Origin of the sequence: Ampullimonas aquatilis (assembly GCF_049675895.1) — a bacterium.
Lineage (GTDB): Bacteria > Pseudomonadota > Gammaproteobacteria > Burkholderiales > Burkholderiaceae_D > Ampullimonas > Ampullimonas aquatilis.
The window spans coordinates 3,224,014-3,237,159 of the sequence record NZ_CP183834.1 but is presented as its reverse complement, the minus strand read 5'-3'; the positions used below and the strand labels follow the sequence as shown (position 1 = coordinate 3,237,159).

12 protein-coding genes are annotated in these 13,146 nt (G+C 51.0%); all 12 read left to right on the top strand.

From position 1 onward, the window contains the following. Positions 1 to 92: 92 nt before the first annotated feature. The 12 genes from ACMYR3_RS15060 to ACMYR3_RS15005 all read left to right on the top strand — a co-directional run bounded on the left by ACMYR3_RS15060 (position 93) and on the right by ACMYR3_RS15005 (position 13,090). Positions 93 to 1,541, top strand: a complete 1,449-nt coding sequence (locus tag ACMYR3_RS15060) for a sodium:solute symporter family protein (RefSeq protein WP_424192741.1) — start codon at positions 93 to 95, stop codon at positions 1,539 to 1,541. A 65-nt stretch (positions 1,542 to 1,606) separates the two neighbouring features. After that, positions 1,607 to 1,951 carry an FmdB family zinc ribbon protein gene (locus tag ACMYR3_RS15055; protein ID WP_424192740.1) on the top strand — a complete coding sequence of 115 codons (345 nt, stop codon included), beginning with the start codon at positions 1,607 to 1,609 and terminating at the stop codon, positions 1,949 to 1,951. 37 nt (positions 1,952 to 1,988) lie between these two features. Then, positions 1,989 to 2,609 (top strand): DUF502 domain-containing protein, encoded by a 621-nt coding sequence (locus ACMYR3_RS15050; protein WP_424192739.1) that lies wholly within the window; start codon positions 1,989 to 1,991, stop codon positions 2,607 to 2,609. 131 nt (positions 2,610 to 2,740) lie between these two features. Further along, complete coding sequence (aspS, locus tag ACMYR3_RS15045) at positions 2,741 to 4,543, top strand: aspartate--tRNA ligase (protein WP_424192738.1); 1,803 nt, start codon at positions 2,741 to 2,743, stop codon at positions 4,541 to 4,543. Between the two features lie 64 nt (positions 4,544 to 4,607). Beyond that, the gene (locus tag ACMYR3_RS15040; protein ID WP_424192737.1) at positions 4,608 to 4,919 is read left to right on the top strand and encodes a helix-hairpin-helix domain-containing protein; all 312 of its coding nucleotides are present in this window, start codon (positions 4,608 to 4,610) and stop codon (positions 4,917 to 4,919) included. Beyond that, complete coding sequence (gene nudB, locus ACMYR3_RS15035) at positions 4,916 to 5,362, top strand: dihydroneopterin triphosphate diphosphatase (RefSeq protein ID WP_424192736.1); 447 nt, start codon at positions 4,916 to 4,918, stop codon at positions 5,360 to 5,362. The genes ACMYR3_RS15040 and nudB overlap by 4 nt, the downstream gene beginning before the upstream one ends. A 139-nt stretch (positions 5,363 to 5,501) precedes the next feature. Then, positions 5,502 to 6,542, top strand: coding sequence for a sulfate ABC transporter substrate-binding protein (locus tag ACMYR3_RS15030; protein ID WP_424196555.1), 1,041 nt, complete (start codon positions 5,502 to 5,504; stop codon positions 6,540 to 6,542). A 336-nt stretch (positions 6,543 to 6,878) separates the two neighbouring features. Then, positions 6,879 to 9,146, top strand: coding sequence for a hypothetical protein (locus ACMYR3_RS15025; RefSeq protein ID WP_424192735.1), 2,268 nt, complete (start codon positions 6,879 to 6,881; stop codon positions 9,144 to 9,146). 30 nt (positions 9,147 to 9,176) lie between these two features. Beyond that, positions 9,177 to 9,701 carry an acyl-CoA thioesterase gene (locus ACMYR3_RS15020; protein ID WP_424192734.1) on the top strand — a complete coding sequence of 175 codons (525 nt, stop codon included), beginning with the start codon at positions 9,177 to 9,179 and terminating at the stop codon, positions 9,699 to 9,701. A 3-nt stretch (positions 9,702 to 9,704) separates the two neighbouring features. Next, on the top strand, positions 9,705 to 10,514 hold the full coding sequence (locus tag ACMYR3_RS15015) for a DUF429 domain-containing protein (protein ID WP_424192733.1): 810 nt from the start codon (positions 9,705 to 9,707) through the stop codon (positions 10,512 to 10,514). 97 nt (positions 10,515 to 10,611) lie between these two features. Continuing rightward, positions 10,612 to 11,241 carry a TetR/AcrR family transcriptional regulator gene (locus ACMYR3_RS15010; protein WP_424196553.1) on the top strand — a complete coding sequence of 210 codons (630 nt, stop codon included), beginning with the start codon at positions 10,612 to 10,614 and terminating at the stop codon, positions 11,239 to 11,241. A 61-nt stretch (positions 11,242 to 11,302) separates the two neighbouring features. After that, on the top strand, positions 11,303 to 13,090 hold the full coding sequence (locus ACMYR3_RS15005; protein ID WP_424192732.1) for an acyl-CoA dehydrogenase C-terminal domain-containing protein: 1,788 nt from the start codon (positions 11,303 to 11,305) through the stop codon (positions 13,088 to 13,090). The last annotated feature ends 56 nt before the right edge of the window (positions 13,091 to 13,146 follow it).

The following is a 13,146-nucleotide window of genomic DNA, read 5'->3' as shown; positions in this document are numbered from 1 at the left end:
TCACCATCATATTGATGGCTTGGTGAGCAGCATTTTGCCAACAGCTGCCGCTATAATTTCTGATCTTTTTTTCCTCCCAGGAAACCGACATCGTGCTGCTGTTCTTTGTCATCACCTATTGGGTTATCTCGATTGGCATTGGTCTTTGGGCCGCCAAAAAGGTGCACACCGCCGGTGATTTTGCAGTAGCGGGACGTAGTCTGCCTTTTTACATGGTGACCGCCACCGTGTTTGCTACCTGGTTCGGTTCTGAAACCGTACTGGGTATTCCTGCGACTTTTCTCAAAGAAGGTTTTTCCGGCATCGTTGCCGATCCGTTTGGTTCTTCCCTGTGCCTGATTTTGGTCGGGTTGTTTTTTGCCAAGCCGTTGTACCGGATGAAGCTGCTCACAATTGGGGACTTTTATCGCAAGCGTTACAGTCGTACGGTGGAAACGTTGACCACGGTGTGCATTGTGATCTCCTATCTGGGTTGGGTTGCCGCGCAGATCACGGCCTTGGGACTAGTCTTCAATGTGGTTTCCAGTGGTGCAGTGACGCAGACACAGGGGATGCTGATTGGCGCGGGCAGTGTGCTGATCTATACGCTCTTTGGCGGTATGTGGTCGGTAGCAGTGACGGATTTTATTCAGATGATCATCATTGTGATTGGCATGCTCTATATTGGCGGTACGGTTAGCGGCATGGTCGGTGGCGTGCCAGCCGTGGTGCAGCATGCGGCAGCAGCGGGTAAATTCAGTATGTTGCCTTCACTGGATTTGAAAGAGATGCTGGCTTTTGCTGCCGCATTGGTGACCATGATGCTCGGTTCGATCCCGCAACAAGACGTTTTTCAGCGGGTGGCCTCTTCCAAGAATGAGCAGATTGCGGGACGGGCTTCCATCCTGGGCGGTGTACTGTATTTTATTTTTGCTTTTGTGCCACTATTTCTGGCGTATTCGGCGACCTTGATTGATCCGAAAATGGTTGAGTCACTGATGGGTACTGACTCACAGCTGATCTTGCCGCAACTGATTCTTACCCAGGCACCGTTGGTGGCGCAAATCATGTTCTTTGGCGCATTGCTGTCGGCGATCAAGAGCTGCGCCTCGGCCACTCTGCTGGCACCTTCGGTAACTTTTACCGAAAATATTCTTAAACCCATGTTGCCGCACCTGACCGATAGAAAATTATTGCGTCTGATGCGTATCACCGTACTGGGTTTTACTTGTCTGGTCACCATCTTTGCGTTGAATTCTCATTTAAGCATTTTCAAGATGGTTGAAAATGCCTACAAAGTGACACTGGTTGCCGCCTTTGTACCGCTTACTTGCGGATTGTATTGGCGGCGCGCCAATAACATGGGGGCATTGTCTTCGATTGTTGGTGGACTGACTGTCTGGTTGATACTTGAATTTACCGCACCGGAAGGACTCTGGCCACCTCAATTGGCTGGATTATTTGCCAGTATGGTCGGTATGTTGCTTGGTTCTCTGTTGATTTCTACTCGCAGCGGAGCAGTTTTGCCATTACATTCTGTTGCAGAGCAGAAAGATTTATAATTCAAGGCTTTGCAAAGAAACTGCAATGCAGCAATGCCATACTGTGTCTGTCTAGAGAATTGATCATGCCTATTTATGCTTATAAGTGCGAAGCCTGCGGATTTGCCCAAGATGTTTTACGAAAAATCAGTGATCCACCCCTGACTGAGTGCCCACACTGCAATCAGTCCACTTTTAAAAAGCAAGTGACTGCGGCGGGCTTTCAGCTCAAGGGTTCTGGCTGGTATGTGACTGATTTTCGAGGTGGTGCCAATAATGCCGCTGCGGGTACGGCTGCGACCAAGTCCGAGTCAGTATCAGGTGGCGAAGGTGATAGCAGTGGCAGTACCAAAAGTACGGATAGTGGCAGTAGCGAAAGTACCGGCGCTGCACCTGCTACACCCGCCACGCCACCGGCTACTGGCAGCTAAAGTGGTTAAAGATTATTTTTGAATCAAGGCAATTAACGTGAGACTCTATTTCATTACCGGTCTGCTGGTTCTGGTACCACTCTCCATCACGCTGTGGGTGCTCAATCTGATTGTCAGCACGATGGATCAATCGCTCTTGCTGTTGCCGAGCGTCTGGCGGCCAGAACAACTGTTTGGTATGTCCATCCCAGGATTGGGGGTGATTTTGACGCTGGCCATCATTCTGATGGTTGGCCTGCTCACTCACAATTTCATTGGGCAGCGTTTCTTAGAAGGTTGGGAAGGTTTACTCGGGCGTATTCCGATCGTGCGTTCCATCTATTCGGGTGTGAAGCAGGTTTCCGATACCTTGCTGTCACCCAATGGCAATGCCTTTCGTAAAGCCTTGCTGGTGGAATATCCGCGCAAGGGCAGTTGGACCATCGCCTTTCAAACGGGTGTGCCGGGCGGCGAGGTGAGCGATCATCTGGGTGATGATTTTGTCAGCGTCTATGTACCGACGACGCCCAATCCCACCTCCGGCTTTTTTCTGATTTTGCCCAAGTCCGAGGTGGTCGAATTGTCCATGAGCGTGGATGCTGCGCTCAAGTATATTGTGTCGATGGGCGTGGTCGTACCCATGCCACATGACGTGCCAACCCGTCCTGGCAAGCGATAGATTTTCAGCAGCAATGGCTTTACTGGCAAAATAGAGGGCTTGTACACCCGAATTAAAAGATAAGCTGGTCAAGCAAGCCGATTCAAGCAAATCAGAGATAAGACCAACAGATTACCTATAAGAGAAAACACATGGCAATGCGCACTCACTATTGCGGTCTGACAACCGAAGCCCTGCTTGGGCAAACTGTCACCTTGTGCGGCTGGGTTCATCGTCGCCGCGATCATGGTGGCGTCATATTTATTGATCTGCGCGACCGTGAAGGACTGGTGCAAGTGGTGTGCGATCCTGATCGCGCCGAAGTCTTCAAGACCGCCGAGTCAGTGCGTAACGAGTTTTGTATGAAGATGGTTGGTGTGGTGCGCAATCGTCCAACTGGCACTGAAAACGCCAATCTCAAGAGTGGCAAGATTGAAGTGCTTTGTCATGAACTCGAAATCTTGAATCCCTCGGTGACGCCACCGTTCCAGCTTGACGACGACAATCTGTCCGAGACAACTCGTCTGACGCACAGGGTGCTGGATCTGCGTCGTCCGCAAATGCAAAACAATATGCGCCTGCGTTATCGTGTGGCCATGGAAGTGCGCAAGTTTCTGGATGCCAATGGCTTCATTGATATTGAAACACCGATGCTGACCAAGTCCACGCCAGAAGGTGCACGCGATTATCTGGTGCCATCACGGGTCAACGCGGGGCATTTCTTTGCCTTGCCGCAATCACCCCAGTTGTTCAAGCAATTGCTGATGGTGGCCAACTTTGATCGTTATTATCAAATTACCAAATGCTTCCGTGATGAAGATCTGCGCGCTGATCGCCAACCGGAATTCACCCAGATTGATATTGAAACCTCGTTCATGGACGAGGACGATATCACCGGCATGATGGAGCACATGATCCAGGGTATCTTTAAAACGGTACTGGATATTGATCTGGCCAATCCCTTCCCACGCATGACCTTTGCCGATGCAATGGCCAAGTATGGTTCAGACAAACCTGATCTGCGCGTCAAGCTCGAATTTACCGAGCTGACCGAGTTGATGAAGTCGGTTGAGTTTAAAGTTTTCAAAAGTGCCGCCGACATGGATGACGGCCGCGTGGCTGCGCTCAATGTGCCCAAGGGCGCGAGCATGTCGCGTAGCGAGATCGACGCCTATACCCAGTTTGTGGCGATCTATGGTGCCAAGGGTCTGGCTTATATCAAGGTCAATGAAGTAGCCAAGGGTCGCGATGGTCTGCAAAGTCCGATCGTCAAAAACATCAGTGACGAAGTCCTGGCCGAAATCATCAGTCGTACCGGCGCCAAAGATGGTGACCTGATTTTCTTTGGCGCCGACAAGGCCAAGGTGGTCAATGATGCGCTGGGCGCATTGCGTGTCAAGATTGGTCATAGCGAATTTGGTCAGGCCAATGGTCTGCTCGAAGATGCCTGGAGACCATTGTGGGTGGTTGACTTTCCGATGTTTGAATATGATGAAGAAGATCAGCGCTGGGTGGCCTTGCATCATCCCTTCACCTCACCAAAGGATGGCCACGAAGACTGGCTTGCTACCGATCCGGGCAAGTGCATTGCCAAGGCCTACGATATGGTCCTGAATGGTTGGGAAATCGGTGGTGGTTCAGTGCGGATTCATCGTGAAGAAGTGCAGAGCAAGGTATTCCGTGCGCTCAATATTGGTGAAGAAGAGGCGCGCATCAAGTTTGGCTTCCTGCTCGACGCGTTGCAATACGGTGCGCCACCCCACGGTGGTTTGGCCTTTGGTCTGGATCGGATTGTCACCATGATGGCTGGTGCCGAATCAATTCGTGACGTGATTGCCTTCCCTAAAACCCAACGTGCCCAGTGTCTGTTGACTCAAGCACCGAGCGAAGTCGATGAAAAACAATTGCGTGAGCTGCATATCCGTTTGCGTCATGCTGAACCAAAAATCGTTTAAGCGAAATTTGATGGTTGTACAGTCAACAGGGCGCGCAAGCGCCCTGTTTGCATTTTGAGGGCGTATGAAAAAAGTAATCACAGCAGCACAGGCAATTCATCTTGAACAGATTCCCAATATTGGTCCGGCCATGGTGAAAGATTTTCGATTACTTGAAATTTTCAATCCGAGTCAGTTGGTGGGGCGTGATCCCTATGCGCTTTATCTGCAACTCTGTCAGTTGACGAGGTCGCGTCATGATCCCTGTGTGATCGATACCTTGATTGCTGCTGTGCGCTTCATGGAAGGCTCACCGGCTTTGCCCTGGTGGCACTATACTGCGGAGCGTAAAGCCTATCTGGAAACCCATCCCAAGTTGCAGTCACCATTGTCATGAATTACAAAATCCCGCAATCAGTCCTCGTTGTCATTCATTCGCCCGAGCTGGAGGTGTTGTTATTGGAGCGCGTCAAGCATCCAGGTTTTTGGCAGAGTGTCACGGGTAGCAAAGACAGCTTGGACGAGCCATGGGAAGTGACAGCAGCGCGCGAAGTTGCCGAGGAAACCGGAATTGATGTGAGCGAGTTTGAACTCATTGATTGGGAGCAGAGTCAGACTTATGTCATTTTGGAGGCTTGGCGACACCGTTATGCACCAGGCGTGATGGAAAATCTGGAGCGAGTCTTCAGTGTTTGTGTGCCGCGTGATATTGCCGTCACCTTAGCGCCCAACGAGCATCGAGCCTGGCGCTGGCTGCCTTATCAGGAGGCGGCAAGGCAATGTTTTTCCCCTTCCAATGCCCAGGCCATTTTGCAATTGCCGGAACGTTATCTCGATTAACGGCGGTTGAGTTGTGCAGGTCTGGTCAACCTGCTTATGTATTTATCGTACTAAGACATGCGTGAATATTCGTTCACAGCATGGCCGAATTTTCTTAATCTCTCTTCATCACTTATTGATAAAACTCATGGAGAGAATGATGACATTTGGTTTTACCCGCAAATTTTCAAAAACAGCTTCGTTGCGCCCCAAGTTGATTGCAGCAGCGCTGGTGTTATTCAGTAGTACCGCTGCGCTGGCAGATGTGACGTTGCTCAATGTGTCGTATGACCCAACCCGCGAGTTATATAAAGATTACAACACTGCATTTGCCAAGCATTGGGCCGAGTCTCATAGCGGTGAAAAAGTCACGGTGAATGCTTCCCACGGTGGTTCGGGCAAACAGGCGCGTGCCGTGATTGATGGCCTGGAAGCCGATGTGGTGACCTTGGCACTGGCTTATGATATTGATGAAATTGCCGAAAAAGCCAAACTGATTCCTGACGCCTGGCAAAAACGTTTGCCCAACAATAGCTCGCCTTATCTGTCCACCATCGTGTTTCTGGTGCGCAAGGGTAATCCAAAAAATATTCGCGATTGGGGTGATCTGGTTAAACCTGGTATTGCCGTGATTACGCCCAACCCGAAAACATCCGGTGGCGCGCGTTGGAATTATCTGGCTGCCTGGGGTTATGCACTGAATCAAAATGGCAAGGATGAAGCCAAGGCAAAAGACTTTGTGACCAAACTGTATGCCAATGTACCGGTGCTGGATTCGGGCGCACGCGGTTCAACCACAACGTTTGTTGAACGCGGTCAGGGTGATGTCTTGCTGGCTTGGGAAAACGAAGCGTTCCTCGCTATCAAGGAGCTGGGTCCGGACAAGTTTGAGTTGGTCGTGCCATCCATCAGTATTCTGGCCGAGCCACCAGTCTCCGTGGTTGACAAAGTGGTCGACAAGCGCGGCACCCGCAAGGTGGCTGAAGAATACGTGAAGTATCTGTATTCCCCGCAAGGCCAGGAAATTGCCGCCCAAAACTACTATCGTCCTTCTGATGCAACGGTTGCCAAAAAGTATGCGAGCCAATTTCCCAAGGTCAATCTGTTCACCATCAATGATGTGTTTGGGGGATGGACCAAAGCCCAGAAAACCCATTTTGAAGATGGCGGTGTGTTCGATCAGATTATTGCTAAAAAATAAGGGGTAAAGTGTCGACTAACTTTCTTTATACTCCCTGGGTGTAAAAAATTAGAATCAATATATAAGCACTAAAGCTAGTTATTTTTACATATACTCCTTAAATTCTTCTTCTGTGTGGGCGTTGACCGGGCTTTCAGCCAGTTCGGTCAACGTTTTTTTGCCTGTTTGTTGTCTGTTGATCCGATTGTCCAAGTCGTCGGTCAATTGCTGGTCTCAATCATGATGGGTCTGGCCACCATCCAGTCACTGGCTGACCCGCTTCGGTCACAATAGCGCTTCTACATTTGCTGATGGATAGGTGCTGTATGCTTGCTTGTCCATACCATTGAGACTTTTATGCACCATAATATCCAATCCAACCTGACGCGTTGCATGGCAGCGTGGCTGTTCATGGCGATGTGTATCTGGCCTTTTCATGTCCAAGCGCAGAACGGCGCCAGCGTTGTCACCACCAAGCTCGGATTGCGCAATGCCCACCTTGATCATTCCGCTGACTTACTCAGTCGGGCCGTGAGCAGTCGGGTCAGTAATCCAGGCGATAGTAGCTGGACGCAAATATTGTTTGATGCCAAGACGGACTGGCCCGCTGTGGTGTTGCAACCCACGCAAGCCAGTGAAGCCAATCGATTGGCTACCTGGAATTGGTCAGCTCAAAGTACCTTACTCTTGCCTGTTGAAAATTTGAATGATTTTCCGATCACCTTGTTTGTGCGGCTCAATGACAATCAGACCGCGCAGGCAACACCGCAAACACTGGTTGGTCAGGCATTGCTACCTGCTCATGCCAAAGTCAGCTTGGTCATGGCGCTGCATCAGCAAGATGCGCGACGCTGGGGAATGCGTGCCGGACCATTACCCTTGGGTTTATCTGTGCGTGAACTACCTGCTGCGCCATTGTTGATTGCCACACCAATGGATACCACGCAGCTTGCGCATATTAGTTCGGTGCATCTGGTGGTGGCAGGGCGGGCGGTGCCACAGGCTGTGCGTTTTGGTGAACTGCTGGTGGCTAATTATCAATGGGATAAGCCGGCATATGAGGCGTTGGTTGATCGCTTCGGTCAGTCCAGCCGCAGTGATTGGCCAGAAAAAGTACGTGATGATCGTGACCTGCTTAAGGTGGACCCGCCTTTGCGAAACAGCGGTACCGATGTTGCAACAACGTCGCAGCTTGATGATTTTGGCGGCTGGCGCAACTTGGCGGGGGCATCCAGTTTTAAACCGAGCGGTTTCTTCCGTGTGCAAAAACAGCAAGGCCGCTGGTGGTTGGTGAGTCCCCAAGGCAACCCGTTTTTTTCAATCGGTGTCAATACGGTTGATCTGCTGGATGGCGCTACCTATATAGCAGGCCGTGAATTCATGTTCAGCGATTTGCCAGATGCCAGCTCGCCACTGGCGCGCCATTATGGCAATGATGATCGTCGTGCCGATATGCTTTCGCAAGCTGGACGGCAATTTGATCATGGGCGCTACTTCAATTTTTATACAGCCAATCTGCAACGCAAGTATGGCAAGGATTACCTGCAAGCCTGGGCCAGCCATACGATGACGCGCGTCAAGCAATGGGGTTTTAATACCATTGGCAACTGGAGTCACGATATGGTTAAAACTGCCGTGCGCAAGGCCGGGCAGCTGACTTATGTACAGCCGATTGCGATTGTTGGTCAGTATGCCAGTGTCAAAAGCGGCTTTGATTATTGGGGCGCCATGCCCGATCCGTTTGATCCGCGTTTTGCCGATGCCACCCGAGCTGCCGTGATGAAAGCAGTCGCCGGACACAAGGATGATCCCAGTCTGCTGGGTTACTTTGTAGATAATGAATTGGCCTGGGGAACCGGTGCACCCAATTATTCTTTAGTCGTCAATGCACTATTAATGGATCGCAATAGTCCCGCCAAGCAGGCATTGGTACATTGGCTGCAAACCCGTTACGCCACGACGCAAGCCTGGCAAGATGCCTGGGCCATGCCGCAATCGGTGCAAGAACCTGTGCGTGATTGGTCAGCTGCGCAAGCGCCCATTCACTTGGCCGCACCTTATAACGCCGCGCTCCTGGCAGATCTGTCTGCCATGACCAGGTTTTATGCCGAGCAATATTTTCGCGTGGTCAAACAAACCTTGCAGCAGCAAGACGGCAATCACCTTTATCTGGGTAGTCGCTTTGCCGCGCTCACGCCCGAAGCCATGCAGGCCTGCGCGCAATGGTGTGATGTGCTCAGTATCAATGTTTATGCAAACGACTTGCAGGGCTGGCAACGCGATCACTTCAGCCATTACGACAAGCCGATATTGATTGGAGAATTCAACTTTGGCTCGGCTGATCGTGGCCCGTTCTGGGCTGGTTTGATCGATGTGGGCAGTGAAGCCCAACGTGCTGCGCATTATCAACATTATTTACAGCAGGCAGCGGTGATTCCTAATATGGTGGGTGTGCACTGGTTTCAGTATCTGGATCAACCAGCAACCGGCCGTTTACTGGATGGCGAAAATGCGCATTTTGGTCTGGTCAGCATTGCCGACGTGCCTTATGCCAGTTTTGTAGAGATAGTGCGTCAAGCTAATTTGGCAGTTGCCAGCAGCTTATTGAAAGCGCCCCTAAAATAGAGCACTTCTATAGCTTTTTATTTTCTCGACATGGAAACCCCTTCGCATCAACTCACCATGACGGTGCTCATGACGCCCGACATGGCCAACTTTGCGGGCAATGTGCACGGTGGCACGATTCTCAAGCTGCTGGATCAAGCCGCTTATGCCTGTGCCAGTCGTTACTCCGGTTGCTATGTGGTAACACTGTCGGTAGACCAGGTGATGTTTCGCCAGCCCATTCATGTGGGTGAACTGGTGACTTTTCTGGCTTCCATTAACCATACCGGCAATACGTCGATGGAAGTCGGCATCAAGGTGATCACCGAAAATATTCGCGAGCGTATTGTGCGCCATGCCAATAGTTGCTACTTCACGATGGTGGCTGTGGATGCCGATGGCAAGGCGACCAAGGTGCCGCCGTTTCAGCCAACCAATGCCGAAGAGGCTGGACGTTTTGAGGCGGCACAGCAACGCAAGTCACTGCGTCAGCAACAAGAGGCGCAGCATCATGCCATCAAGCTCAAGCAGCAGACAGGTGAATTCAATTCGAGCAAGTCATCTGAGCAAGGTTAAATCATGCAGGTGTGCGGGATAGATCTGACCAGCTCGCCCACCCGTCGCAAACCCATCATGCTGGCTGTTGCCAGCTTGACCAAGTCAGTCCTGACCTTGCAGCAATTGCAGGGCTTTGTCACCTGGGCTGACTATGAAACCTGGCTGGCCGACAAGCAGAGCTGGATTGCGGGTTTTGATCATCCCTTTGGATTACCGCGTGAATTGATTATTCAACTTGGTTGGCCTTTGGATTGGCCGACCTTGATGGCGTACTATGCCGGCCTCAGTCGCGCCGAGATTCGCGACATCTTTCGTGCCTTTTGTCATGCGCGTCCCGTCGGCAACAAGTTTGCACATCGTGCCTGTGATATTCCGGCAGCGGCCAGTCCCAGCATGAAGTGGGTCAATCCGCCTGTCGCCTACATGCTGAAAGAAGGCGTACCACGCTTGCTGGCTGCTGGCGTACATTTACCTGGCTTGCATGACGGTGACCCACGACGCATTGCGCTGGAAGCTTATCCGGGCTATAGCGCAAGGCTGATCACCCGTGCCAGTTATAAGAGTGACGATCGATCCAAGCAGACCACAGCACGTTTTACTGCCCGTCAGCAAATTCTTCAGGCACTGATGCAAGGTCGGCCGCACGACATTACCTTGAATTGCAGTGCCGCCTTGCAACAACAATTATTGGACGATGCCAGTGGTGACGCCCTGGATGCGATGCTTTGCGCGGTTCAGGCGGCTGTGTGCTGGCAACAGCGTGACCTTCATTACGGTTTGCCAAAGCAGTTTGACCCACTGGAAGGCTGGATCGCTACGGTGCCGGGTTAATGGCTCATTTGTTGAGATCGGCTGCGCTTGCAATTTCATCTTGAGGCGTGAATAATAGAACGACCGTTCGTTTTATTTTTTTAAGTACATGTTAACCATGCGCAAGGGTGAACAGACCAGAGCCGCCATTCTCAAGTGTGCGCTTGATATAGCCAGCCGAACCGGGATAGAAGGCCTGTCCATCGGTGTACTGGCGGAGCGTATGCAGATGAGCAAGAGTGGTGTATTTGCTCATTTTGGTTCACGCGAGGAATTGCAGATTGCCGCACTCAGGGAGTACACCCGTGAGTTTGAGGAAGAAATCCTGTTTCCCGGACTGGCCGCACCGCGTGGTCTACCTCGCCTGGAGGCCTTGTTTGAAAAATGGTTGCAACGCTGTGCCAGAGAAATTGCCAGTGGTTGCATTTACATCAGTGGAGCGGTGGAATACGATGACCGTCCAGGGCCAATTCGTGAAGTGCTGGTGGATATGGTGAGTACCTGGCAAGGTATTCTGGAACGGGCAGTCAGATTGTCAGTCGAAGAAGGGCATCTGCTGGTCGATACTGATCCCAAGCAAATCGTCTTTGAGATGTATGGTTTGATTCTGGCATTGCATCATGATGCCCGTTTTCTCAGGACGGCAGGTAGTGAAAAGCGCGCCAAGACAGGTTTCGAGCGTTTGATTCGAGAACATAAGCGCTCGGAAAGAGGGCGCGCTGGTAAGCAGCTCAAGGCAGTGGTTTGAAATTGCGATTTTGACTTCAAGGCTTAATCAGGCAATGGCATAAAACAACCAAGGAGACACCATGCCGCACTATACCCCACCGATTCGAGATGTTCAGTTTATCCTGCATGAGTTATTGCAGATTCAAACTTCACTCCAGGCCATGCCGGCTTATGCCGAGGTGGATGTTGATACGATTAACGCTGTGCTGGAAGAAGGTGGCAAATTTTGCGCCGAAGTGCTGTTCCCGCTCAATCAGCCAGGCGATCAAGAAGGCTGTCATTATGATCGTGATAATCGCTCTGTCACAACCCCTAAAGGTTACCGTGCCGCTTATCAGCAGTTTGTCGATGCTGGCTGGCCGGCACTGGCGTGTGATCCGCAATATGGTGGTCAAGGCTTGCCAATGTCGGTCAATATTCCATTCATGGAAATGCTCTGTTCTGGCAGTCATGCCTGGGCCATGTATCCCGGGCTGACCCATGGGGCTTATGAATGCATTCATGCGCATGGCTCTGCTGAATTGAAAGCGCTGTATTTACCCAGGCTGGTTGCCGGTGAGTGGTCAGCCACAATGTGCCTGACAGAGGCGCATTGTGGTACTGATCTGGGTTTATTGCGGACTCGTGCCGAACCACAGACGGATGGCAGTTTTCATCTGACTGGTGGCAAGATTTTTATCTCGGGTGGTGAACATGATCTGAGTCAGAACATCATTCACTTGGTGTTGGCACGTCTGCCCGATGCGCCCGCAGGTAGTAAAGGGATATCGCTATTTGTGGTGCCTAAGATCATGGTTCATCCAGATGGCTCACTGGGGGATCGTAATGCCATTTATTGTGGCGCGATTGAGCACAAGATGGGCATTCATGGCAATGCGACCTGCCAAATGAATCTGGATGGTGCGACCGGTTACTTGCTGGGTGAGCCTAATCGTGGACTCGCTGCCATGTTTGTGATGATGAATGCGGCACGTTTGGGTGTAGGCATTCAGCCCTTGGGTTTGTCCGAGGTGGCCTATCAGAATGCGGCAGCCTATGCCAAAGAGCGTTTGCAGTCGCGTTCTCTGTCCGGTAAAAAATCACCAGATCTAGCTGCTGACCCAATCATCGTTCATCCTGATGTGCGGCGCATGTTACTGACAGCACGTGCGTATACCGAAGGTGGTCGGGCACTTGCTTATTTTCATGCCCTGTTGATCGATCAGGAGCTTAATCATCCTGATGAAACTGTGCGCAAGGATGCGGCTGATCTGGTTGCCTTGTTGACCCCGGTGGTCAAAGCTTTTCTCACCGATAACGGTTGCCAGGTGACGAATGAATGTCTGCAGGTATTTGGTGGTCATGGTTATATTCAGGAATGGGGTATGGAGCAGTTGGTCAGAGATGCGCGGATTTGTACGATATATGAAGGCACCAACACTATTCAGTCGCTGGATTTGTTAGGGCGCAAAGTGTTGTCCGATATGGGGGCGCGGCTCAAGAAGTTTGGCAAATTAGTGCGTGAACTGATTGAAGCTGAAGGCGTGGTCGAGAACATGCAGGAGTTCATCAACCCATTGGCAGACTTGGCTGATAAAGTCGAAAAACTGACGATGGAAATTGCCATGAAGGCAATGAAGAATCAGGATGAAGTTGGCGCAGCGGCAGTACCTTATTTGCGCGTGGTCGGGCATCTGATGTTTGCCTATTTATGGACGCGGATGGTCAAAATTGCCTTGTCAAAACAATCTGATGATGCATTTTATCAAGCCAAGTTGGCCACTGCCCGGTTTTACTTTGCGCGTTTATTGCCTGAAACCGCCATGCTGATACGTCAGGCGCGTAGTGGTGCCGATAATCTGATGCAGATGGATGCGGATCTTTTTTAAGTGACTTGGCTTCTCAATCATGGTTTGAGCAGTCTATGACTGAATTTTTCTAGTGG

What these genes read in the sequence shown, in the direction of transcription:
- ACMYR3_RS15055 (WP_424192740.1), top strand. Translation starts at nt 1,607, where the DNA reads ATGCCTATTTATGCTTATAAGTGCGAAGCCTGCGGATTTGCCCAAGAT.
- aspS (WP_424192738.1), top strand. Translation starts at nt 2,741, where the DNA reads ATGGCAATGCGCACTCACTATTGCGGTCTGACAACCGAAGCCCTGCTT.
- ACMYR3_RS15040 (WP_424192737.1), top strand. Translation starts at nt 4,608, where the DNA reads ATGAAAAAAGTAATCACAGCAGCACAGGCAATTCATCTTGAACAGATT.
- nudB (WP_424192736.1), top strand. Translation starts at nt 4,916, where the DNA reads ATGAATTACAAAATCCCGCAATCAGTCCTCGTTGTCATTCATTCGCCC.
- ACMYR3_RS15030 (WP_424196555.1), top strand. Translation starts at nt 5,502, where the DNA reads ATGACATTTGGTTTTACCCGCAAATTTTCAAAAACAGCTTCGTTGCGC.
- ACMYR3_RS15025 (WP_424192735.1), top strand. Translation starts at nt 6,879, where the DNA reads ATGCACCATAATATCCAATCCAACCTGACGCGTTGCATGGCAGCGTGG.
- ACMYR3_RS15020 (WP_424192734.1), top strand. Translation starts at nt 9,177, where the DNA reads ATGGAAACCCCTTCGCATCAACTCACCATGACGGTGCTCATGACGCCC.
- ACMYR3_RS15015 (WP_424192733.1), top strand. Translation starts at nt 9,705, where the DNA reads ATGCAGGTGTGCGGGATAGATCTGACCAGCTCGCCCACCCGTCGCAAA.
- ACMYR3_RS15010 (WP_424196553.1), top strand. Translation starts at nt 10,612, where the DNA reads ATGCGCAAGGGTGAACAGACCAGAGCCGCCATTCTCAAGTGTGCGCTT.
- ACMYR3_RS15005 (WP_424192732.1), top strand. Translation starts at nt 11,303, where the DNA reads ATGCCGCACTATACCCCACCGATTCGAGATGTTCAGTTTATCCTGCAT.